General features: G+C 69.1%; 18 protein-coding genes and 1 tRNA gene. 10 read left to right on the forward strand and 9 right to left on the reverse strand.

The genetic code is table 11. The annotated features are described in order from the left end of the window. Positions 1-2063 (reverse strand): FG-GAP repeat protein (locus M0R80_09290; protein MCK9459818.1); only part of this gene is annotated, 2063 nt, incomplete at its 3' end. Positions 2064-2494: 431 nt separating this feature from the next. Here M0R80_09290 and M0R80_09295 point away from each other — a divergent pair. Beyond that, positions 2495-3496, forward strand: a complete 1002-nt coding sequence (locus M0R80_09295; GenBank protein ID MCK9459819.1) for a hypothetical protein — start codon at positions 2495-2497, stop codon at positions 3494-3496. A gap of 138 nt (positions 3497-3634) precedes the next feature. Here the strand turns inward: M0R80_09295 and M0R80_09300 are convergent. Continuing rightward, positions 3635-3707: transfer RNA gene (locus M0R80_09300), tRNA-Thr, on the reverse strand. Between the two features lie 88 nt (positions 3708-3795). Continuing rightward, a complete protein-coding gene (locus tag M0R80_09305) occupies positions 3796-4008 on the reverse strand; it encodes a hypothetical protein (GenBank protein ID MCK9459820.1) in 213 nt (70 codons plus the stop codon). A 147-nt stretch (positions 4009-4155) separates the two neighbouring features. Between M0R80_09305 and M0R80_09310 the strand changes: the two genes are divergently transcribed. Next, on the forward strand, positions 4156-4524 hold the full coding sequence (locus M0R80_09310) for a DUF333 domain-containing protein (protein ID MCK9459821.1): 369 nt from the start codon (positions 4156-4158) through the stop codon (positions 4522-4524). Positions 4525-4619: 95 nt separating this feature from the next. Beyond that, a complete protein-coding gene (locus M0R80_09315; GenBank protein MCK9459822.1) occupies positions 4620-5651 on the forward strand; it encodes an FHA domain-containing protein in 1032 nt (343 codons plus the stop codon). On the opposite strand, the gene M0R80_09320 is transcribed toward M0R80_09315, so the two are convergent. From M0R80_09320 to M0R80_09330, 3 genes are all read right to left on the reverse strand, one after another. Next, positions 5608-7059, reverse strand: a complete 1452-nt coding sequence (locus M0R80_09320; GenBank protein MCK9459823.1) for a phospholipase D-like domain-containing protein — start codon at positions 7057-7059, stop codon at positions 5608-5610. The two genes, M0R80_09315 and M0R80_09320, sit on opposite strands and share 44 nt — an antisense overlap. 115 nt (positions 7060-7174) lie before the next feature. Then, positions 7175-7459 carry a GIY-YIG nuclease family protein gene (locus tag M0R80_09325; GenBank protein ID MCK9459824.1) on the reverse strand — a complete coding sequence of 95 codons (285 nt, stop codon included), beginning with the start codon at positions 7457-7459 and terminating at the stop codon, positions 7175-7177. Between the two features lie 7 nt (positions 7460-7466). Next, a complete protein-coding gene (locus tag M0R80_09330; GenBank protein MCK9459825.1) occupies positions 7467-7781 on the reverse strand; it encodes a cupin domain-containing protein in 315 nt (104 codons plus the stop codon). Positions 7782-7859: 78 nt separating this feature from the next. Here M0R80_09330 and M0R80_09335 point away from each other — a divergent pair, with 78 nt between their 5' ends. From M0R80_09335 to M0R80_09365, 7 genes are all read left to right on the forward strand, one after another. Then, positions 7860-8888 carry a hypothetical protein gene (locus M0R80_09335; GenBank protein MCK9459826.1) on the forward strand — a complete coding sequence of 343 codons (1029 nt, stop codon included), beginning with the start codon at positions 7860-7862 and terminating at the stop codon, positions 8886-8888. A gap of 93 nt (positions 8889-8981) precedes the next feature. After that, positions 8982-10505 (forward strand): ATP-binding protein, encoded by a 1524-nt coding sequence (locus M0R80_09340; GenBank protein MCK9459827.1) that lies wholly within the window; start codon positions 8982-8984, stop codon positions 10503-10505. Further along, a complete protein-coding gene (locus M0R80_09345; protein MCK9459828.1) occupies positions 10502-11836 on the forward strand; it encodes a sigma-54 dependent transcriptional regulator in 1335 nt (444 codons plus the stop codon). Before M0R80_09340 ends, M0R80_09345 begins: the two co-directional genes overlap by 4 nt. 134 nt (positions 11837-11970) lie before the next feature. Further along, a complete protein-coding gene (locus M0R80_09350; protein MCK9459829.1) occupies positions 11971-12309 on the forward strand; it encodes a hypothetical protein in 339 nt (112 codons plus the stop codon). Between the two features lie 61 nt (positions 12310-12370). After that, entirely contained in the window at positions 12371-13657 is a 1287-nt protein-coding gene (locus M0R80_09355; protein ID MCK9459830.1) for a Glu/Leu/Phe/Val dehydrogenase, read from the forward strand. A gap of 18 nt (positions 13658-13675) precedes the next feature. After that, positions 13676-15406, forward strand: coding sequence for a PEP/pyruvate-binding domain-containing protein (locus tag M0R80_09360; GenBank protein ID MCK9459831.1), 1731 nt, complete (start codon positions 13676-13678; stop codon positions 15404-15406). Continuing rightward, complete coding sequence (locus tag M0R80_09365) at positions 15396-18587, forward strand: nucleotidyltransferase domain-containing protein (GenBank protein MCK9459832.1); 3192 nt, start codon at positions 15396-15398, stop codon at positions 18585-18587. The genes M0R80_09360 and M0R80_09365 overlap by 11 nt, the downstream gene beginning before the upstream one ends. 51 nt (positions 18588-18638) lie before the next feature. On the opposite strand, the gene M0R80_09370 is transcribed toward M0R80_09365, so the two are convergent. From M0R80_09370 to M0R80_09380, 3 genes are all read right to left on the reverse strand, one after another. Continuing rightward, the gene (locus tag M0R80_09370; GenBank protein ID MCK9459833.1) at positions 18639-19481 is read right to left on the reverse strand and encodes a metallophosphoesterase; all 843 of its coding nucleotides are present in this window, start codon (positions 19479-19481) and stop codon (positions 18639-18641) included. Positions 19482-19516: 35 nt separating this feature from the next. Beyond that, positions 19517-20992, reverse strand: a complete 1476-nt coding sequence (locus M0R80_09375; protein MCK9459834.1) for a hypothetical protein — start codon at positions 20990-20992, stop codon at positions 19517-19519. 104 nt (positions 20993-21096) lie between these two features. Continuing rightward, a complete protein-coding gene (locus M0R80_09380) occupies positions 21097-22452 on the reverse strand; it encodes a DEAD/DEAH box helicase (GenBank protein MCK9459835.1) in 1356 nt (451 codons plus the stop codon). Between the last annotated feature and the right edge of the window lie 9 nt (positions 22453-22461).

Here is a 22461-nt window from a genome sequence, read left to right on the forward strand (position 1 = left end):
CGCCGCGCCTCTACGCGGCTTCGCACCGATCCGCTTTTCCATGAAAACGATCGCGCTGGCCGCGATCGAAACGCCGCGCTTTTCGAAGATCGTCTACACCAGGCGCTGCCGGTGCGCTCGAAGACGTACACCGAGCCCGAGCCGCTGCCCGCGTCGTCGTCCCAGGGCGCGCTCGCGAACAGCGTGTCGCCCGAGATCGACACCGCGTAGCCGAATCCGTCTTCCGCGGCGGCGTCGCTCGCGTGCAGCTCGGCCTCCTGCGACCACACCGCCCCCGAGCGGACGTAGACGTACACGGAGCCCGAGTTGGAGCCGTCGTCGTCGGCCAGCGAGACGCCGGCCGCGAGCGTGTCCCCGCTGAGCGCGAGCGCCGTGCCGAAGTTGTCGTCGACGGCGCCGTCGGCGGGCGCGATCTTCGCCTGCCGTGTCCACAGCGAGCCGGAGCGGACGTAGACGTACGCCGAGCCCGAGCCCGCGCCGTGGACCTCGTCGAGCGGCGCGCCGATGAGCGCGGTGCTGCCTTCCAGCGCGACCGTGGCGCCGAACCGCATGTCCTCGACGCCGTCGGTCGGGATCAGCCGCATCCGCCGCCGCCACCCCGAGCCGTCGTTGAAGAAGATCGTCGCGGAGCCGAACTTGTAGCCGCTGTCGTCGTCGTCGGGCGCGCCCCCGATCGCGAACTCCCCGGTGAGCGCCACGGAGTCGCCGAAGTGGTCGCCCGGCGTGAGTATGGGGCGGAGCTTCTTCTGCGGCGTCCAGGTCCCGGCTTCGCGCCGGAAGATCTGCATGGTGTCGTTCCAGTTGCCGGTGGAGGCCACGAGCATCTCGTCGCCCACGACGGCAATGGAGCGCCCGAAGTAATCGAAGGCGTCCGGGTCGATCGACAGGATCTTCTCCTGGAAGCCCCATGTCCCGCCGTCCTGCGCGAACACGTGGACCGAGCCGCAGTTATTGCACGACTCCGTGTCCGCCTTGTCGCCGACGTAGATCGCGTAGTCGGCGCCGATGAAGACGCTCGCGCCGAAGGCCACGGCGGTCAACGGATCCGAAGGGAGAAGCTTCTGGCTCTCGGTCCAAACGCTGCCCGCGCGCTGGAATACGTACGCCGCGCCGGTGCTGCCCTCGAAGGCGTAGCCGACGGCGGCCGTGTCACCGCGGAGCGCGATCGACGCGAAGCCCGAGCTGCCCGCCGCGCAGTCGGCTGGCCAGAGCTTCGATCGCTGCTCCCACGCCGTCCCGTTCCTTTCGAAGAAGTAGTAGATGCCTGTGTTCTCCCCGCAGTCGTCGTCGCTGGACGCGGCCACCACGAGCGTGTCGCCCTCCAGCGCGACCCCGCGCCCGAACGACGCCCCGGCCTCGGCGTCGTCTGGCATGAGCTTCAGCGTCTCGGTCCAGTCGCTGCCGGTCCGCTCGAAGATGTACACCGCGCCGGCGTACGCCCCTGCCTCGTCGTCCGCCGTCCTGCCGACCGCGATGGTGTCCCCGGAGATCGCGACGGCGCCGCCGAATAAGTGCCCCTCCGCCGCGTCGCTCGGTATCAGCTCCGCCTGCTCGATCCAGTCCCATCCGTCGCCGACAAATACGTAGGCGGATCCGGAAAGGTCGTCAGCGGCGTCGTGCAGCGGCGCGCCGACCACGAACGTGTCGCCGCTCATGGACACCGAGGCACCGAACTGGTCGTCGAGCACACCGTCGCTCGGCGTGAGCAGCACGGTGGGCATCCAGAGCCCGTCCGTCTGCACGAAGACGCCCACAGAGCCCAGGTTGTCTTTGGCCCCGACCACGGCGGTCGTGCCCTCCACGGCGACGCAGCTTCCGAAAGCGGCCTGCGCCATCTGATCCTGCGCGTACAGCTTGAGGGAGGTCGCGCCGAACCCGGTATCGGAGTCGGTGTCGGTGTCCGAATCGGTGTCCGTGCCCGAGTCCGAGTCTGTGTCTGTGTCTGTGTCTGTGTCCGTGTCTGTGTCTGTGGATGCGTCGGGGTTGCCGCTCGAGCCGCCGCCGCAGCAGGGCAGGGCGGTCGTGGCAAGCAGCGCCACGACGAACAGTCGGATCGTTTTCATCGTTTGCCCCCATACAAAAGAATCGAGTACCAGGACATCCTACCGCCGCACCGGAAGGATCGGCAAGGAGCGGCCGAACGGAGCGGACGTGATGACTACTTTTTCCTTTTATTCGCTCGGTTCTTCGCGACGACCGGCTCGTCCGCTGCTCCATGGTGTTGATCGACGCCTGCATGCGCATTTCTTGCTCAAAATTTTTCAGGTTTACGTAGGTAAACACGAAAAAATGGCACGGGATCGAGTGCGGCCGCGGTGTTGATGGGTTGCACTTGGGTAGATGGACACCGTCGGCTTGTCGCGCACGTGGCCTTCCATTTATTAGTTTGAGCGATCTCTCGACGTGACAGAAAGAGTGATTATTTTGTTGTCACCTTGCACGAGCGAGGTTGACTCGTTCGGATTGGCTAACCGTTGAGCAAAGAGGACGAATAATGCCGAAGAGGGAGTTTGAGCCAACCTGGAAAGTCCATGATCTCGAGATGGAGACCGCGGATAAAGAACGGGCGTGGCTCAATGGACCGAACATCTTCGTTGAGTGCGCAAACCCCAACCCCGAACGGATGCGTGCCGAGCAGAAGCGACTAACGGCTGAAGGGCGGCTGAGGCACCGGGAGTTTCTGAAGTATTTGCAGGTCACCGCAGGTCTACCGATCCAGAACGCCGACAAGGCCGTCGACTGGCTATCGCTCGCCGAGTTCGAGTACGAAGACCTGGCGTGGAAGAAACTCTACGACACCTCGGTAGACACGAGCGAGCGCAAGGCGTTGTTCTTCATCCTGGCGTACTACCTTGCATGGAAAACGAGGAGAGTGCCGAGCTACGCTGAGGAGATCGAGCGGCTCGACGAAACCGTCGACGCGCTCGTGGATAGCGAGTTCTGGGCGGAAGACCGGAAGGCGTTCGTCGCGCAGTACATGAAAGGCGTCGACCTCGACGAGATGCTTCGCCGGCAGCGCTCCGCGGCCGAAGCGCCGGGAGCGAACGGTGGCAACCTCGAGGCTCCAGCGTCGCACGTGGTCGACGACGAACCGGCCGAACCTGCGGTCTCGCAACGTGAAAAAGAGAACTTAAGCGATTCGAAGAAGAGCAAGGCGAAGGACGGGCGGTTGAGGAAAGAGGTGAAGGCGATAGGCGCGCAGGACGCCGCGGCCGGCGCAGCGCAGGCGATCGCGCCGCCCGTGAAGGCCGAGCGGCCGATGTTCGTCGACGGCGAGGCGGTGATCTCGAGCCCGGCCGCAGCGCGGCGGATGGGCCTGAGGCCGCAGACGCTCAGGAAGTGGCGACTCGAGGGGAAGGGGCCGCACTACATCCGCCAGGGCGAGGGACCTCATGCCCGAGTGGTGTACGTAGTCTCCGAGGTCGACCGCTGGAAGGCAGAGCACTCCTTCCGCTCGACCGCTGAAGAGGCGATGCGTTCCTCGCGCAAAAACTGATCTGTTGATAAAAACAAGACCTGCTGATTCCAGGACAGCGCTCCGCCAAAGTGCGACAGTGGTGCGAGAGTGACCAAGTCTATCGATGACACGATAAAAGAAAACCCCGGAAACCTGAATGATTTCCGGGGCTTTCAGAGCCAACACGCGGATTTGAACCGCGGACCTGCTGATTACGAATCAGCTGCTCTACCGACTGAGCTATGTTGGCCCACCCGCGCTCCGCGCGACGGGCAGATGGAAGGTACTCGGGCGCGTTGAACTGTCAAGATCCTAATAGAGGTTCTTTACCAAGAACGCTACGTCGCGGTCGCACGCAGATCCACGATGACCACCTCCGGCACCATCGCCGTCCAGGCGGCGGCAACGTCGCGGGCCTCCGCCTTCCGGTTGTAGGTCCCGAGCACGACCGCGCCCGGCACGTACACCGCGTACCGCCCGGACGGCGACTTCCGCGGCGCCCGCGTGAGCGCGCCCTCGACCTCGCGGACCAGGTTGGATCGGTTCGCCATCGGTGCCTCGTGCTTGGTGGACGCGAGGACTGTAGCATGAACCCATAGGCGACGGAAATGGGCGTCCTACGGAAACGGGCTTCCCCGCTTGCAGCCCGATCCCAACCGGCGCTACCCTGTGTCGTATCCACTTTCACAGGAGGCCCAATGACCGCAACCACGACACCCTGGGCGTTCGTCGGCATCTTCTCGTTCGCAGCGTGCTTCGCGTGCGCCGCGTGCGGCACCGGCACGAGCGGAGCGCCTCCTCCGCAGGACGAGGCCCGACTCGGCACGTTCGAGGCGGCTCCGGAAACGGCGGCCGGCGCTCCGGCGCCACAGCTCGCGAACCCCGCGTCCGTGAACTGCGAGGAGAAGGGCGGGAAGCTCGAGATGCGCACCGAGCCGGCGGGGCAGTTCGGCGTGTGCGTGTTCCCGGACGGCTCCAGGTGCGAGGAGTGGCGGTTCTTCCGCGACGAGTGCAAGCAGGGCGAGTGCCGCGCCGACGACGGCAAGTGCGAGGCGAAGAACGACTGATCCTTCCGGCGTCGATCGCGCCGCGCCGGCCCCGATCCGCGGCACGGCCGAGCCGGGATCCTTTCATCTTCCCCGATCGTGCTTACGTTTCCAGCATGACCAGCTCCCCGGGCGCCTCCCACGACAGCAGAATCGGACGCGACGTGAACGAACGGACGATGATCTCGCCGCTCGTCTCGCTCTCCTGGTCCGGGAAGCTGCTGCGGGCGGGGTTCGAGCTGCTCGCCGGGGAGGCGTTCGCGAAGATCGATCCGGGCGTGGACGGGATCGTCGTCGCCGCGGCGTCGCCGAGCAGCGGCGAGCGCGCAGGGGGGCTTTACGCGCGCCGCGAGGCCGGAAGGTTGTGGTCGGGCCTTTTGGGCCGGCACGACGCGACGTCGCTCTCGCTCCCGTCCGACAGCGCGCTGTCGCTCCGGCACGCGATCCTGATCGCGCGGGTCACCGACGACGGCTGCCCGATCTTCCGCGCGCTCGACCTGCGCTCGGGCACAGGGATGTTCGACGCGAGCGGCGCACCGCACAGGTCGGTCATCGCCAACGGCCCTTTGCGGCTGCGCGTCGGAAACTCGGCGCTGTTCGCGATCCCGACGGGTGATCTGTTCCGCGACGGCCGCGTCGTCCCGTACGACGACCTCGCCTGGCCGGAGCCGGAGCGGTGGCTCCCGGACGCGCCGCCCGAGAGGCGACTCGGGGAGATCTCCGGGGTGACGACGCGCTCGGCGATGATGTCGCTCGAGGGGGGGCGCGCGCGCCGGCTCCTGCGCGGCGGAGCGGACCATCCGCAGGTCGGCCGGTTCGTGGTCGACATCGGCGGCCTTTGCTCCGAGATCGCCGTGGACGACGTCGCGCTGCGCAAAGGCATCCTGTTCGGCCGGTACTCGCGCTGCGACATCAACTGCGAAAACGCTCCGATGTCCGAGCTGATCTCGCGGGTCCACGCCCTCTTCCTGATGGTGGACGAGAGCCTCCGCGTGTTCGACACCGGATCGACGAACGGCATCGGCCACGGCGACGGCAGCGCGAGCGGCCTCGAGCTCGTCCGGGTGCGGGACACGCGGCTGTCGCTCGGAGCGGACGCGTCGATCACTTGGTGTCCAGCCGCTTCTTCCTCTCCCGGGCGAGCTTGAACCCCCGCCAGAGGAGCGCGAGGCCGATCCACGCGCCGATGGCGGCCGCGGGGTAGGCGAGGACGCGCGGGAAGATCGCCACGAGCGCGGCGAGGCTGCAGACAAGGAGACCCGTGAGGATTGCGAGGCGCGACTCGACGGATCCCAGGACCCGGCGGTCCGTCAGCGCCGCGCCGACCGTTCGGCCGATGCGGACCGCGCCGGCCGCGACACGCGTCGACTTCTCATAGGTGTGCCCGACGCGATGGCGCCCGCGAGCGGGCCTTCCTGGTGCGCGCACCTTGCACCGCACGTCGAGGATGATCTCGGTCGCGTTCTCGAGATCGCGCAGGTACATCTCCTCCATCTGGGCGCCGAACGCGTCGTCCTCGATGACGGCGTCGAGCTCGCAGTTGCTGAACCAGCTCGCCACGTTGAGGTTCGTCGAGCCCACCCGCGACCAGCGCCCGTCGGTGACGGCCGTCTTGGCGTGCACCATCGTCCCGTTCCACTCGAAGATCCGCACGCCCGCCTCGAGGAGCGTCCTGTAGCTCGCGCGCGACACCGGCTGGAGGATCGGGATGTCGGTCGTGCTCGGGAGGAGGAGGCGCACATCCACGCCGTCCCGCGCCGCGGCCCTCAGCGCCTGGATGTACAGGGTGGTGCCGTTGAAGTAGGCGTCCGACAGCCACAGCCGCTTGCGCGCGAGCGCGGCGATCAGCTGATCCAGTCGGAGCATGCCGGCCGTGGACGGCTCGCTCGAAACGATGCGCAGGCTCACCTCGCCGGCGGGGGGCGGCGCCTCGACGGGTTCGGACAAGGGATCGCCGCAGAGCGCCCAGGTGCGGGCGAAGGCGCGCTCGATATCCGCGACCGCGGGCCCCCTGATCTGCACCCCAGTGTCGCGCCACGGCGCTATCCCGCGCTCCGGATCGCCGACCCAGGCGTCCCCCACGCACAGCCCGGAGACGAAACCGATCTCGTTGTCGACCACGAGCGTCTTCCTGTGATCGCGCGAGAACAGCCCGAGCGGGCTCGAGAGCCGCGGGGGGTTGTACGCCCGGACCTCGACGCCGGCCGCCCGCAGCTCCCGCCAGAACCTCCGCGATGCCCGGCCGAAGCTGCCCAGCCAGTCGTAGACGAGCCGAACGCGCACGCCGTCGCGCGCCTTGATGCTCAGCATCTCGGCCAGCTCGCTGCCGGTGTCGTCCTCCTGGATGAAGTAGTTCTCGAAATGGACGTGGTCCTTGGCCGAGCGGATCGTCGCGAGCCACCTCGGGTAGTTCTCGCCGGCGTCCTCGAGCAGGAGGACCTCGTTCCCCCCGATGAGCGGCGCGCCCGCGGTCCGCGAGAAGGCGCCGTCGGCAAGCAGTCGGAGCTGCGGCAGCAACGCGCGCTCGTCCGGTGCCGATCGCTTCTGGCGCTTCATGCGCAAGAGAATCGCACGACTCGGGGCCAGAGGGAATCAGCGCCTCTCGCGCTCTCCCCGGCCCAGGCAACTTCCCGGTGCAAAGCCGCAGCCTCTTCGGGGTCTTTGCCGAGCCTCACGCCCGTGAGGATCTCGCGCTCCCAGGAACCTCCCGGTCGGCAGCGATCAGCGCGAGCTTCTCCTCGCGCGTGAGCCGCTTGATCTCCCGCTCCAGACGGCTCGCCGCGCTCCTGTCGGCCGCGCCGACGACGTACGCGAGCGCCAGTGGTCGCCTGGACGCGGTGTACTTCGATCCTCGACCGCGGTTGTGCGCCTCGATCCGCCGGGGCACGTCCGTGGTGATGCCCGTGTAGAGCGTTCCGTCCGCACAGCGCGCGACGTAGACGAACCAATCGCCCATGCCCCGCTCAGTCGCGCAGCATGATGATCAGCATCTTGAACCGGCCGAGCGCGTGGACGGCGTGCGGGATGTTCGCCGGCATGAGCACCGCCTGCCCTGCGACGGGCCTCGTCGGCGCGCCCCCGACCGCCACCTCGGCCTCGCCCTCGAGCACCGTGATTATCGCGTCGAAAGGAGCGGTGTGCTCCGAGAGCCCCTGCCCCGCGTCGAAGGCGAACAGCGTCGCGGTGCCCCCTTTGGTCTTCGCGATCTCGCGGCTCACGATCGCCCCGGACTGGTACTCGACGAGCCCCTTGAGCTCCACCGCTTGCCCGGAGGGCATTCTTCCTGCATTTCCGCCAGTGTGATTGTCTTGCATACTGTTCCTCCCTTGCCTCTCGGCAGTGTTATTATGTCACCCATGATGAAATCGTCACCTATCCTCATGCTCATTCTCCTCTCCGGATTCTTTGGCAACGGCTGTGCGGACGCCGCCGTCGCCGGCGCGGACGCCGATTCCGACTCGGATTCCGATTCCGATTCCGACTCCGACTCCGATTGCGACACGGACACCGACACCGACACCGACACCGATTCCGACACCGATACGGACTCGGACACCGATACGGACTCGGACACCGACACGGACGTGGACACCGACACCGATTCCGACACCGACACCGACACCGACACCGACACCGACACCGATTCCTCGGTGTTCGACTACACGGGCACGGCGCAGACGTTCACGGTGCCCGTCGGCGTCACTTCGATCACGGTCGCGGCGCTCGGTGCGAGCGGCGGCAACTCGAGCTCCTACCTCGGCGGGTACGGCGCCAGCGTCGTCGCCACCGTGGCGGTCACCCCCGGAGAGACGATCTCCGTCGTCGTGGGCCAGCAGCCCGCGGCCATGCCGTTCCTGGGAGACGGCTGCGGCGCGAGTGGTGGCGGCGGCTCGTTCGTCATGCGCTCGGCGTCCGAGCCGCTCGTCGTCGCCGGCGGCGGCGGCGGTGCGACGGCCTACGGCAGCACCACGAACGGCGGCAACGCGAGCATCACGCCGGACGGCGGCACCTCCTACGACATCATCGGCGGGACGGGCGGCGGCGGCGGCGGCACGTGCTCCTGGGAGGGCAGCGGCGGCGGCGGCTACCTCACGAACGGCACGAGCGGCTCCTCCAGCACTGGCGGCGCGTCGTATGCGGCCGGATCCGCGGGTGGGGGCAACGACACGACCGAGAGCTGCTCCTACATCCCGGGCGGCTACGGCGGGGGCGGTGGCGGCGGCAACGACTGCGGCGGCGGCGGCGGCGGCTACTCGGGCGGCGCGGCACACTCCTGCGGCGACGCCGCTAACCCCTCGGGCGGCGGCGGCTCCTACGCCGCCACCTCCGGAACGATCACGCTCCGGTCGGTCCACGGCAACGGACAGGTGACGATCACCTGGTGATCTCCTCGACCCCCGCGCGCCCTCGAAACCCTCCGTCTCCTTTGCGTTTTCGCCGCCGGCGCATATATTGCGCCTCGGGGTGGACGAGGGCGCATGACGGCGGAGAAGGATCGATTGCCGGGCGAGGACGCGACGCGGCTTTCCGCGTTCCGCGATCTCTCGCGGTCGCTCGCGCAGCTGGGCGGAGGCGAGCTCTCGGAGAGCCAGTACCTGCAGCGCGTTTCGGGCGACCTGCTCGAGCACGTCGCCGCGGACGTCGTCGCTTGGGACCTCACGCTGGGAGGCATCGAGGTCCGCGCCCGGCTCGTGCGCCGCCCTTCGGGCCTCGAGTGGATCACGAATCCGGGGCCCGAGCCGCTCTTCGACGCCGCGGGCGGGCACGCCATCGCGCTCGGGCTGCGGGCGTTCGAGGACGTCGGATCGCTTCGCATCGCCCGTGCCGAGCGGCCGTTCTCGGAGGACGAGCGGATCCTGTGCGAGATCGTCGGCAGCTCCATCGCAGTGGCGCTCGCGAACCGCGTCACCGGCGCCTCGCTGCGCGAGCGCGTGAAGGAGATGCGCTGCCTGGTCGCCGTCGCCCAGCTCGCGGAGCAGTCCGACCGGCCGTTCGACGAGGTGCTCACCGGGATCACCTCGCTCCTGGCGCCGGCGATGATGTACCCGGAGATCGCCTCCGCGCGCATCGTGCTCGACGATTCGACCTACGAGTCCGGCGCGGCCACCGCAAAGGTCGCGTTCATGGAGGCGGACATCTTCGTCCGCGGCGAGCGGCGGGGCGTTGTCCGGATCGCCTACGACGCGATCCGGCCCGCGATGCACGAGGGTCCCTTCCTGCGGGAGGAGCGGCGGCTCCTCGACGCGGTGGCGAACGAGCTGACGGGCATCATCGAACGCCGCGAGGCGCTCGAGCAGCGCGCGCTCCTCGAGGAACAGATCCGGCACGCGGATCGGCTCGCCACGATAGGCCAGCTCGCCGCGGGCGTGGCCCACGAGCTCAACGAGCCGCTCGGCGCCATCCTCGGGTTCGCCCAGCTCTTGACGGCGCAGGGCGGTCTCGACGACGCGGTGAGCGCGGACCTCGACAAGATCGTCGCCGCGTGCCTCCACGCCCGCGACATCGTCAACAAGCTGCGCCTCTTCGCCCGGCAGTCGCCGCCGAGCCGGGCGCCCGTCGATCTCAACGAGGTGATCCAGGACGGCCTCTACTTCACCGAGGCGCAGTGCGCGCGGCAGGGCGTCTCCGTCGTCCGGGATCTGGATCCCGATCTGCCCGCCATCGACGCGGACAGGGGGCAGGTGCTCCAGGTGCTCACGAACCTCACCGTCAACGCCATGCAGGCGATGCCGGGCGGCGGCACGCTCACGATCCGCACGCGGCGCCGGGAGCGCGAGGTGGCGATGATCGTGCAGGACGACGGCGTCGGCATGACAAAGGAGAACGTGCGGAAGATCTTCGTGCCGTTTTTCACCACCAAGCCGGCCGACCAGGGGACCGGGCTCGGCCTCTCGGTGGTCCACGGCATCGTCGCGGCCCACGGCGGAACGATCGAGGTCCGGAGCGAGGCCGGCGCCGGCGCCGCATTCGAAGTGCGGCTTCCACTCGAGAGGGAACCATGACCCGACAACAGGACAAGGAACGCATTCTCGTCGTCGACGACTCGCCGGCGACGATCGAGGTCATCCAGCGCAACCTGAGGTCGCGCGGCTACACGGTGATCACGGCGAGCTGCGCGGCCGAGGCCGTCGAGACGCTCCGGGGCTCCGCGATCGACCTCGTCATCACGGACTACCGCATGCCCGGGCAGAGCGGCATGGAGCTCGTGCGGCACATCCGCGAGAACCACGCGGACGTCGAGGTGATGATGATCACCGGCTACGCGACGGTGGAGGGGGCGGTGGAGGCGGTCAAGGGCGGCGCCGAGGAGTACCTCCCGAAGCCGTTCACCGCCGACGAGCTGTTCGCCGCGGTCTCGCGGGCGCTCGACAAGCTGCAGGTCCGCAGGGCCGCGCGCTCACGCACGCTCACCACTCCGAGATCCCCCCACGGGATCATCGGCGAGTCGGAGGCGATGCAGCAAATCTATCGCATGATCGCGAAGACCGCGCGGTCGTCGGCCACGGTGCTCATCACCGGCGAGAGCGGCACCGGCAAGGAGCTGATCGCGCGCGCCATCCACTACGGCGGGCCGCGCGCCGCGTCGTCGTTCGTGGCGGTGAACTGCGGCGGCATCCCCGAGGGGCTCCTGGAGAGCGAGCTGTTCGGCTACGTCAAGGGCGCGTTCACGGGCGCCATCGAGACGCGCGCCGGCTTCTTCCAGGCCGCGGACGGCGGCACCATCTTCCTCGACGAGGTCGGCGAGACGAGCCTCGCGATGCAGGTCAAGCTCCTGCGCGTGCTCCAGGACAAGGAGGTCTGCATGGTCGGATCGACCCGCGCGCAGCCGGTGGACGCGCGGATCCTCGCCGCGACCAACAAGGACCTCGCCGCGATGGGGCAAAGGGGGCTCTTCCGCGAGGACCTCTACTACCGGCTCAACGTCGTGTCGATCGAGTTGCCGCCGCTTCGCGAGCGCGGCGACGACGTGCTCCTGCTCACCAACCACTTCATCGCCAAGTACGCCGCCGACGCGGAGCGGCCGGTGCCGCGCTTCACGGACGCGGCGCTGAACCTCCTGCGCCGCAACCACTGGTCGGGCAACGTCCGCGCACTCGAGAACGTGATCCAGAACCTGCTGGTCATGGCAGACGGCGACGTCATCGACGTCCCGGACTTCCCGCCGCTCATGCGCTGCGCGGGCTTCCGCGAGAGCGGCCTCGACCGCAGCCTCGCCGAGGTCGAGGCGGAGCACATCCGCGGCGTCCTCGCCTCGGTGGACGGCAACAAGACCCGCGCCGCCGAGATCCTCGGCATCGACCGCAAGACGCTGCGCGAAAAGCTGCGGCGGTAGGCGGGGAGTTTCCACCCGGCCGGGCGGATTTCCCCGCGACGGCGGCGGCCCGAGCTGGCCCCCGCGCACCTGTCGAGCCCGATTTCACTCGCTTTCCCCGCACTCGCCGCGGCAAAGGCGGCGTGGCACGGCGCTTGCTCATACCCCGCGCGGCAGAGGCGCCCGGGCGGGCGCCGGACGCCACGGAGACGGCGATGAGCACGGCGCTGCGGCCGAAAGGGGAGCTCTGCGGGAGTTGCGTGTACGCGGCGGACTGCGCCCTGCGCAAGCGCAGCGAGGGGCCGGTGCTCTGCTGCGACAGCTACCTCGGCCCGGGGGCGGAGAGCCGCGGCGCGCCGCCGGCTCCGGAGGCGATGGCCGTGTCGAACGCGAGGCGGCAGGCCGCGGGGCTCTGCGGCACGTGCGCGGACAGGGACAAGTGCAAGCGCCGCTATGTCGAAGGCGGCGTGTTTCGTTGCGCCGACTACCGCTAGGAGGCGGCGGCCGGCAGTTCGGACCGGAGCTCGGCCCGGGCGGGAAAGGAAGGTACACATCATGGCCAGCAGTTCATTCAACCCGTTCGAGATGGCACAGCGGCAGTTCGACAAGGTAGCCGACCTTCTCGACCTTGATGCGGCGACGCGCAGCATCCTCAGGGAGCCGATGCGGGAGTTCGGTTTCAGCATCCCGGTCAAGATGGACGACGGAACGACCCGCGTGTTTCGCGGCTTCCGCGTGCAGCACAACGACGCCCGCGGCCCGTGCAAGGGCGGCATCCGCTTCCACCCGCAGGAGACCCACGACACCGTGCGCGCGCTCTCGATGTGGATGACGTGGAAGTGCGCGGTCGTCGACATCCCGCTCGGCGGCGGCAAGGGCGGCGTCGTGTGCGATCCGCACGATCTCAGCCAGGGCGAGCAGGAGCGGCTGTGCCGCGGCTGGATCCGGCAGATGGCGAAGAACGTCGGGCCGCTCGTCGACATCCCGGCGCCGGACGTCATGACGAACGCCCAGCACATGCTGTGGATGCTCGACGAGTTCGAGGCGATCCACGGCGCCAAGTACCCGGGCTTCATCACCGGCAAGCCGGTGGGCATGGGCGGCTCCCTCGGGCGCACCGAGGCGACCGGCTACGGCGTGATGTTCTGCGTGCGCGAGGCGCTCAAGCTGCTCGGGCTGCGCCCGGACCAGACGACCGCGTCGTTCCAGGGGTTCGGCAACGTGTCGCAGTACGCGATCCAGCTCTTCGAGCAGATGGGCGGCAAGGCGATGGCGGTCTCCTGCTGGGATCAGCACGACAAGGCGTCGTACACCTACCTCAAGAAGGGCGGGATCTCCCTGGAGGAGCTGCGGGGCATCGCGGACAAGTTCGGCGGCATCGACAAGGAGAAGGCGCGCAAGCTCGGCTACGAGCTCAAGCCGGGCGACGCCTGGATCGAGCAGGACGTCGACATCCTCGTCCCCGCGGCGCTCGAGAACCAGATCAACGCCCAGACGGTGGACAAGATCTCGAAACGCGTGAAGCTCCTCGCCGAGGGCGCGAACGGCCCGACCACCCCCGAGGCGGACGCGGTGATCGAGAAGCGGGGCATCTTCGTCGTCCCGGACTTCCTCGCGAACGCGGGCGGCGTGACCTGCAGCTACTTCGAGCAGGTGCAGTGCAACATGAACTACTTCTGGGACAAGGACGAGGTGCTCGGCAAGCTCGACCAGAAGATGACCGCCGCGTTCATCGCCGTGAGCGATCTCGCGAAGAAGAAGAAGATCTACATGCGCGACGCCGCCTACGTGATCGCGGTGAGCCGCGTGGCGAGCGCCTGCAAGGACCGCGGCTGGGTCTAGAGAGGTGGCGAGATGGGGGTGATCCGCGAATTCGACCGCCGGTTCCTGAAGGCGGAGAACGAGCTGACGCGCATCGGCGCCGGCGAGATCGGCGGCAAGGCGGCCGGCCTCGCCGGGATCGCGGACACCCTCTCGCGCCTCTTCCCCGCGGGCCGCTTCCCGGGGATCTCCGTCGCCATCCCGCACTGCACCGTGATCGGCACCGAGCACTTCGACGCCTTCCTCGCGGCGAACGGCCTCGGCGCCGACGCGGTGGTCGGCCTCCCGGACGCACGGATCGCCCACGAGTTCCAGGGCGGCGCCCTGCCGCCCCGGCTCGTCGGCGATCTGCGCGCCCTCGCGGAGGAGGTGCGCTCTCCGCTCGCGGTGCGCTCCTCGAGCGCGCTGGAGGACGCTATCTTCCGGCCGTTCGCCGGCGTCTACGCGACGAAGATGATCCCCAACAACCAGCCGCAGCCGGACGAGCGCTTCAAGCGGCTCGTCGAGGCTGTGAAGCTCGTCTGGGCGTCGACGTTCTTCGCGGACGCGCGGCGCTACCTCGCGACGGTGGACCGCGCGCCCGGGGACGAGAAGATGGCGGTGCTGGTCCAGGAGGTGGTCGGCCGCCGGTACGGCGATCGCTTCTACCCCGGCGTCGCCGGCGTCGCGCGCTCCCACAACTTCTACCCGAGCGGGGGGGCGGATCCCGCCGACGGCGTCGTCGACCTGGCGCTCGGGCTCGGGAAGACGATCGTCGACGGCGGCACGGTATGGAGCTACTCGCCGGCGCGTCCGACCGCGCCGCCGCCGTTCAACGGCGTCGCCGACATGATGAAGCACACGCAGACGGCGTTCTGGGCTGTGAACATGGGCAAGGCGCCCGCGTGGGATCCTATCCGCGAGGCCGAGCACCTTGTCCAGGGGCGCCTCGCCGACGCCGAGCTCGACGGCAGCCTGCACCTCCTGGCGTCGACCTACGACCCGCAGTCCGACAGGCTCGTGCCCGGGACCGGGCCGGACGGCCCCCGCGTGCTGAACTTCGCGCCGCTCCTGGACGGGTTCGACGTCCCGCTGAACGACGCCGTGCGCGCCCTGCTCGCGGCGTGCGAGGAGGCCCTCGGCGCCAAGGTCGAGATCGAGCTCGCCGTGGACCTGGACCCGCGCAGGGGGAAGCCCGCCCGCCTCGGCTTCCTCCAGGTGCGGCCGATGGTCGTGAGCGGCGGCCAGATCGAGGTGCCCGTCGAGCGCCTGGGCGGCGCGGACGTCGTCATCGCCTCGACCGACGCCCTCGGCAACGGAGCGCGGAGCGATCTCGAGGACATCGTCTACCTGAAGCCGGACGCGTTCGCGCCCAAGTTCTCCGCCGACGCCGCCATGGAGGTCGCGCTCATCAACGCCTCGCTGGCCGCCGAGCAGCGGCACTACCTGCTCGTCGGTTTCGGCCGTTGGGGAACGTCGGATCCGTGGCGCGGCGTGCCCGTGACCTGGGCGCAGATCGGGAACGCCCGCGCCGTCATCGAGGTCTGGAGGAAGGGGATGGAGACGGCGCTGAGCCAGGGCTCCCATTTCTTCCACAACGTCACGAGCTTCGAGGTACTCTACCTCTCCGTGCCGGAGAAGGCGGCGGAGCGCGTGGACTGGAAGTGGCTCTCGGAGCAGCCGCTCGTCCGGGAGACGCGGTTCGTGCGGCACGTGCGCCCGGCGCGCCCGGTCGAGGTCGCCGTCGACGGCCGCAGCCGCAGGGGGATGGTGGTGCGTCATGACGAATGAGAGCCGCCCGTCGAGGACGACGCGCGCCGTCGGCAGCCTGCTCAGCACCTTGCAGGAGCGGGCCAAGGGGCTCTCCTGCCTCTACGCCGTCGAAGAGATCCTGCGGGACGCGTCCAGCCCGCTCGGGGTGATTCTCGCTCGCATCATCCGCGCGATCCCCGACGGCTTCCACTACGCGGACGACTGCCAGGCCCGCATCGACTTCGAGGCGGAGGCGTACGAGACGCCCGGCTACCGGAGGGGCGCGCACGCGCTCGAGGCCGACATCGTGGTCCATGAAGCCGCCGTCGGCAGGCTGGAGGTCTCCTACCGGGAGGAGCACGCGCAGGCGGATCAGGGGCCGTTCCTCAAGGAGGAGGTCAAGCTCATCGAGACTGTCGCCGAGCGCATCGCCGACTACGTCCTCCACCAGCGCCTGCGCCGGATGTTCGAGGATCTCGTGGCGGAGCGGATCGGCTCCGGGCGCGAGGCGGCCAGCGAGTGGCGCATCGCGCTCGACCTCCTCAGGCGGACCGACCCGCGGCTCCTCGGCCGGGTCTCCAGGAAGATGATGAACCAGCTCTGCTGGCGCGGCGTGGCGGAGGCCAAGTCGCTCCTCAGGCGCTACGGCGAGGATCGGCGCGCGGGCGCGATGAACGGGGAGACCAACCAGCCCCGCCGCCGGACGTCACCCGAGAGCCTCGTCGTGCTGAGCGACGAGACGTTCCGCGTGGCGAGCGCGCACATGACGGACCTCGAGATCCTCGACGCGATCCAGGACTGGATCCACGAGGACAAGGCGAGCGCCCTGGTAAAGCCGATCACGGACGTCTACTCTCCCCTGAACGACGTCGCCGACGCGATCCGGCGCTTCAAGCACGAGGCGCCCGAGCAGCAGGAGCTGTCGCAGTCCTCGGACGCGAGCGTCCGCGTCGCGCTCATCTCCCGCTTCTTCAGCGGCGAGCTCCGGCTCATCAACGTCGTCAAGCCCTACGTCCGCATCGAGGACTTCTTCGAGCTCGTCGATCACATCGTCGCCGCGCCGCGGAGCCACGGGCGCCTCGGAGGAAAGAGCTCCGGGCTGTTCTTCGCGGAGCGCATCCTCTCCCGGGAGATCCGGAACACGCCCGGGATCGGGGACGTGCGCACGCCGAAGACCTGGTACCTGGCCTCGGACACGCTGCTCGACTTCCAGCACTACAACAACATCGACGACGTGTTCGAGCACAAGTACAAGTCCATCGATGAGGTGCGCCAAGAGTACCCGCACATCGTCCAGATCTTCAAGAACTCCCACTTCTCCATGGAGATCTCGAAGGGGCTCGCCCTCGCCCTCGACGACTTCGGCGAGAGGCCCCTCATCGTCCGCAGCTCGAGCCTGCTCGAGGATCGCTTCGACGCGGCGTTCTCCGGGAAGTACAAGAGCCTGTTCCTCGCGAACCAGGGCACGCGGAAGCAGCGCCTCGACGCGCTGAAGGACGCCATCGCCGAGGTGTACGCGTCGATCTTCGGCCCCGACCCCATCGAGTACCGCGCCGAGCGCGGCCTGCTCGACTTCAACGAGGAGATGGGGATCATGATCCAGGAGGTGGTCGGCACCCGCGTCGGGCACTACTACTTCCCGGCGTTCGCGGGGGTCGCCTTCAGCGCCAACGAGTTCCGCTGGTCGCCGCGGATCAAGCGCGAGGACGGCCTCATCCGGCTGGTGCCCGGGCTCGGCACGAGGGCCGTGGATCGCATCACCGAGGACTACCCGATCCTGATAGCGCCCGGACAGCCCAAGCTGCGCGTCAACGTCTCGACCGAGGAGATCATCCGCTACGCGCCGAAGAAGATCGACGTCATCGACCTCGAGAGCGGGCGCTTCGAGACCAAGGACCTAGCCGAGCTCCTCACCGAGTGCGAGGGCGACTACCCGGCCCTCACCAAGGTGATATCGGTGCTCAAGAACGATCGCCTGTCCGCGCCGTCGGCGCTCATGTCGGACTTCGCGAAGGATGATTTCGTCGTGACGTTCGACGGGCTCGTGAACCAGAGCGGGTTCATCAAGCAGATCGGCGTGATCCTGAATACCCTGCAGCGGGCGCTCGGCACGCCGGTGGACATCGAGTTCGCCTCGGACGGTGAGCACCTGTACCTCCTGCAGTGCCGCCCCCAGAGCCGCTCGCAGAACGTGGAGGCCGCGATCATCCCGGACGTGCCGAAGGAGAACGTGGTCTTCTCCGCGAGCCGCTACGTGTCCAACGGCCGTGTCCCGGACATCACGCACGTCGTGTACGTCGATCCCGAGGCGTACAACGCCCTCGAAGAACACGAGCAGCTCGTCGCGGTCGGGCAGGCGGTCGGCCGGCTCAACAAGCTCCTGCCCAAGCGGCAGTTCATCCTGATCGGGCCGGGGCGCTGGGGCAGCCGCGGCGATATCAAGCTCGGCGTGCGGGCGACGTACTCGGACATCAACAACACCGCGGTGCTCGTCGAGGTGGCGCGCAAGAAGGGCAACTACACGCCGGACCTGTCGTTCGGGACGCACTTCTTCCAGGATCTCGTCGAGGCGTCGATCCGGTACCTGCCGCTCTACCCGGACGACGAGGGTGTGCTCTTCAACGAGGAGTTCCTCAGCCGATCGCCGAACATCCTGGCGAACGTCCTGCCCGAATACGCGGGTCTCTCTCACGTCGTCCGCGTGATCGACGTCCCGGCGGCCACCGGCGGCAAGGTGCTGCGCATCCTCATGAACGCGGAGCGCGACCAGGCGCTCGCCTTCCTCGGCGAGCCCGCGTCGGCGGCGGACTACGAGCCGGACGTCTCGTCGCCCGTTCGCGACGGTGGCGGCGATCACTGGCGCTGGCGCCTCCGCATGGCAGAGCGGATCGGCCAGGCGCTCGACGCGCAGCGGTTCGGGGTCAGCGGTCTCTACGTCTTCGGAAGCACGAAGAACGCGACCGCCGGCCCGGCGAGCGACATCGACCTGCTCATCCACTTCGACGGCGACGAGGGGCAGCGGCGAGAGCTGACGACCTGGCTCGAGGGGTGGAGCGTCTGCCTCGCGGAGGCCAACTACCTGCGCACCGGGCAGACGAGCGACGGCCTGCTCGACGTGCACATCATCACCGACGCGGACATCGAGCGGCGTTCGAGCTTCGCCGTGAAGATCGGCGCCATCACGGACGCCGCGCGGGCGATCAAGATCGGGACCAAGTAGGGGAGAGGCTGGCCTCGCCCGCCGATCGCGAGGGCGCGGCAAGCGGCGCCCCTACAACAACTCCCGCGTGGCGTTGTCCAAATCCGCCGGATCGAACCGCACGAGCGCGAGCTCCGGGCCGTCGTGCGCCGCCGAGAGCATGTGGGTGCGGCCGATGGCGTCGCGCCAGGCTCCGGTGATCCGCGCCGACTCGTGGACGTGCCCGTGCAGCGTGAGGCGCGGCTGGCGCGACTCGATCAAGCGGCGGACGGCGATGCTCCCCACGTGGACGTCGAGCGGGACGCCGTCGATCATCCTGCCGTCGAGCGCGGCGCGGTCCAGCTTCGTCCCGTACGGCGGGGAGTGGAGGAGGAGCACCGCCTCTCCGAGCACGGCCTCCCCGACGAGCGCCTCGAGGTCGCCGGCGATCGTGCCGTAACGGACGTCGCTCTCCTCGGCCGGTCCGGAGCGGATCCCCTCTTCGGGCGAGATCGCGCCCGGATCCACGAAGCGCGAGACGTCGTACCGCTCGAAGTCCTTCAGGGCGAACGGCGACGGCGGCACGCAGGCATAGCCGAACACGGTGCGCCCCCCGACGGTCACCCCCTCGCCGTCGATGAGCTCGAGGACGCCGTCGAACGCGGACCCGCGCAGCTCCTCCACGGCCGCCGCCGGATCGTCGTTCCCCGGGATCGCGAGCACGCGGGGGTAGGCGTCGCCGAGCGCGCGGCGCAGCCCCGCGAGCCCGTCGGCGAGGAAGTCGACGAACGTCGGAGCCGAGAAGCCGGCCAGTCCCGGGAGCAGATCGCCCCCCAGAAGGACGGCACCCGGCGCCTCGCGCCCGATGGCGTCGAACAGCTTGCCGTACCGATCCTCCCGCCCGTGGAGATCGCTCGCGAAGAACCAGCGTTCCAAGATCACCTCGCACCGATGATAGCGCGTTTCGGTTACTAAAGCACCGCGAGCAGGCGCGCGAGCAGCCCTGTCGCGGCGGGCGCAGAGACCGTCCTGCAGCCGCAGCCGGATGAACCGGCGCCGTCGGATCCCGCATCGGCGTCGCCGTCGGTGTCCGAGTCCGAGTCCGAGTCACCACCGCCGTCGACCCCCGCGTCCTCGAGGCCGTCGAAGCCCGGGGTCGCGATCGAGTAGGCGTAGTCGCCGTCTTCGTCGTCCCAGTCCGCGAGGTTCGCGTCGTGATCCCCGTCGCCGAGGTTCGCCGCGGCGAGCACGACCATCGACCAGGCCGACGCGTCGTCGACCGTGACCTCCCCCGCCTGATCCGCGTCGAGAGCGAACGGGACGATCGTGGCCGCCCCCTCGGCCGGGACGAGGAAGAGGCTCGCGGCCCATGCCTTGGCCGGGTTGCCCGCGAAGGATATCGTCGCCTCCTGCGGCGAGGGCAGGCCCGCGGGATCGATCTCGACATACGACGCGCCGTACTCCGCGACGCCGTGCGCGGGCGCGGCGCCCTCGAGCGGCAGATCCGCGCTCACGAGCTCGGTGTCCCGCGCGACCTCGCTCCCGCCCCACTCGCCGGCCTCCCCGAGGTGCGCGCCGTCGTCGTCGTTGCCCACGAAGAACCGGTACTCGGTGAACAGGACGAACGCCTCGTCGAAGGACGAGCCCTGCGCCTCGAGCTCGGCGGCCATGGCGTCGAGGAACTCGGGCTGGTTCTCGACGTCGGCCTCGCACGTCGGCCCGGTCCACGAAGTGACGTTCCCGTCCTGCGCGGTCCGCGCCCAGATGGCCGGGAGGAGCGCGCCGTCGCCCGCGCCGTACACCTCGTCGAGGAACAGGAGGAAGAAGCCGCTGCCGTACGAATAGAACACGTCGGCCGTGGAGTAGGCGTCGAGCGAGTACCAGGGGTGGTTCTGGAACGCGGGCAGCTCGCTCATCAGCCAGTACATGTGGCCGCTCCCCATGACCACGACCTCGGTCGCCACCGCGAACATGTCGTACGCGGGGACCGGCGGCTCGATGCAATCGACCGCGTGCAGCGAGTTGTGGTTGAAGACGTGCACGACGCCCATCTGGAGCATCTCGTCGCTCGTGAGGTAGTCCGGGTTGACGTACGCCACCGTCGGGCAGTCGGTGATCGCCGTCTCCGCGTGGTTCGACTGGACCTCGTAGGCCGCCACTCCCGGCAGGGTGGGATCGAGCACGAGATCGAACCCCTCCTGGACGTCGTCCTCGGCTCCGACCAGCCGCAGGGGCGGGGCGAACCCGAGCCCGTCCACCTCCGCGGCCCACGCCGCCTCGGCCTCGGCCAGGACGCCGGCCGCGGCCCCGGCGGTGTCGTCGTCGTAGAACACGCGAATCGGGAGCGTCGCGGACTCGAGGTACGATCCGGGCGGCTCGGCGAGCGCGGACGCGCCGGCGGCGACGGCGATCAGCGCGGCGATGACGGAAAGCGGCTCTCTGGACATGGCTTACCCTCCCATACCCGGCCGGGCCGGCGCCTGTGGTGTCGCGAATCCCCAACCGGCGATATTTGCAGGAGTTGTGCCAGGACGCTCGGTCGAGCGGCCCTTCAGCGGCGTCGCGGCGGCCGCCTGCGCCGTCTCGCGCCGGTCTGCGCGGGCGCCTCGGCCTCGGCCTTCGCCTTCTTCGCGGCCTTCTCGGCGGCCAGCGCCTTGGCGTCCGCCTCGGCCTTCGCCTTGCGCTCGGCCTTCTCCCGGGAGCGCGCGCGATCCTCTGCCTTGCGCTTGCGGATCTCCGCGATCCTCTCGCCTATCGGGATCTCGAACCGCTCCTCGGGCCGCTTCGTGTAGTCGAAGCCGTCGACCTTCACCCGCGGCAGCCGCTTGCCCACGGCGCGCTCGATGGCGCGCAGGTCGCCCTCCTCCTCGGGAGCGACGAAGGTGAACGCGTCGCCCAGGGCGCCGGCCCGCGCGGTGCGCCCGACCCTGTGGATGTAGTCGTCCGGCACGTGGGGCACGTCGAAGTTGATGACGTGCGTGAGCCCCTCGACGTCGATGCCGCGCTGCGCGATGTCGGTCGCCACGAGCACCTTGATCCGCCCCTCCTTCAGCCCCTTGAGCGCCTCGGTCCGCTGCACCTGGGAGCGGTTTCCGTGGATGCGCACGGCGTCCACCCCGCGCCGCTCGAGGAACTCCGAGAGGCGGTTGGCCCGGTGCTTGGTCCGCGTGAACACGATCGCGCTCGTGACGGCGCCGCTTCGCAGGAGCGCGAGCAGGAGGTGCGTCTTCAGGTCCTGCGCGACGGGGTAGATCGATTGCCGGACCCCGACCGCGGGCAGCGACTTGCGCTCGATGTTGATGCGGACCGGGGCGTTGAGCATCTCCCGCGACAGGACGACGATCGGCTCGGGCAAAGTCGCCGAGAAGAACAGCGTCTGGCGCTTCCTCGGGATGTGGGCGAGCACGCGCCGGACGTCCGGGAGGAAGCCCATGTCCAGCATGCGATCCGCCTCGTCGAGGACGAGGATCTCGAGGGCGTCGAGCTTCGCGTACGGGTACTGGAAGTGGTCCAGGAGCCGCCCAGGCGTGGCGACGATGACGTCGACTCCGGCGCGGAACGCGCGCTCCTGCGGCCCGGCCCCGACCCCGCCGAACACCGCCGCGCACGTGATCTTCGTGTGGGCCGCCAGCGCGTCGAGGTGCTCGACGATCTGCGCCGCGAGCTCGCGGGTCGGCGTGACGATCAGCGCCCGCGTCGTGCCGCGGGGCCTGCCGAGCAAGTGGTGCAGGATCGGCAGCCCGAACGCCGCGGTCTTGCCGCTGCCGGTCATGGCGCACGCGAGCACGTCCTTGCCGGCCATGGCCGGCGGGATGGCGTCGATCTGGATGGGCGTGGGATCCGCGAAGCCGAGCGCCTCGACGCCGCGCAGGAGATTGGGATGCAGCTGGAATTCGGTGAACGTCATCGGCGGACC

This window comes from Pseudomonadota bacterium (assembly GCA_023229365.1).
Taxonomy (GTDB): domain Bacteria; phylum Myxococcota_A; class Polyangia; order JAAYKL01; family JAAYKL01; genus JALNZK01.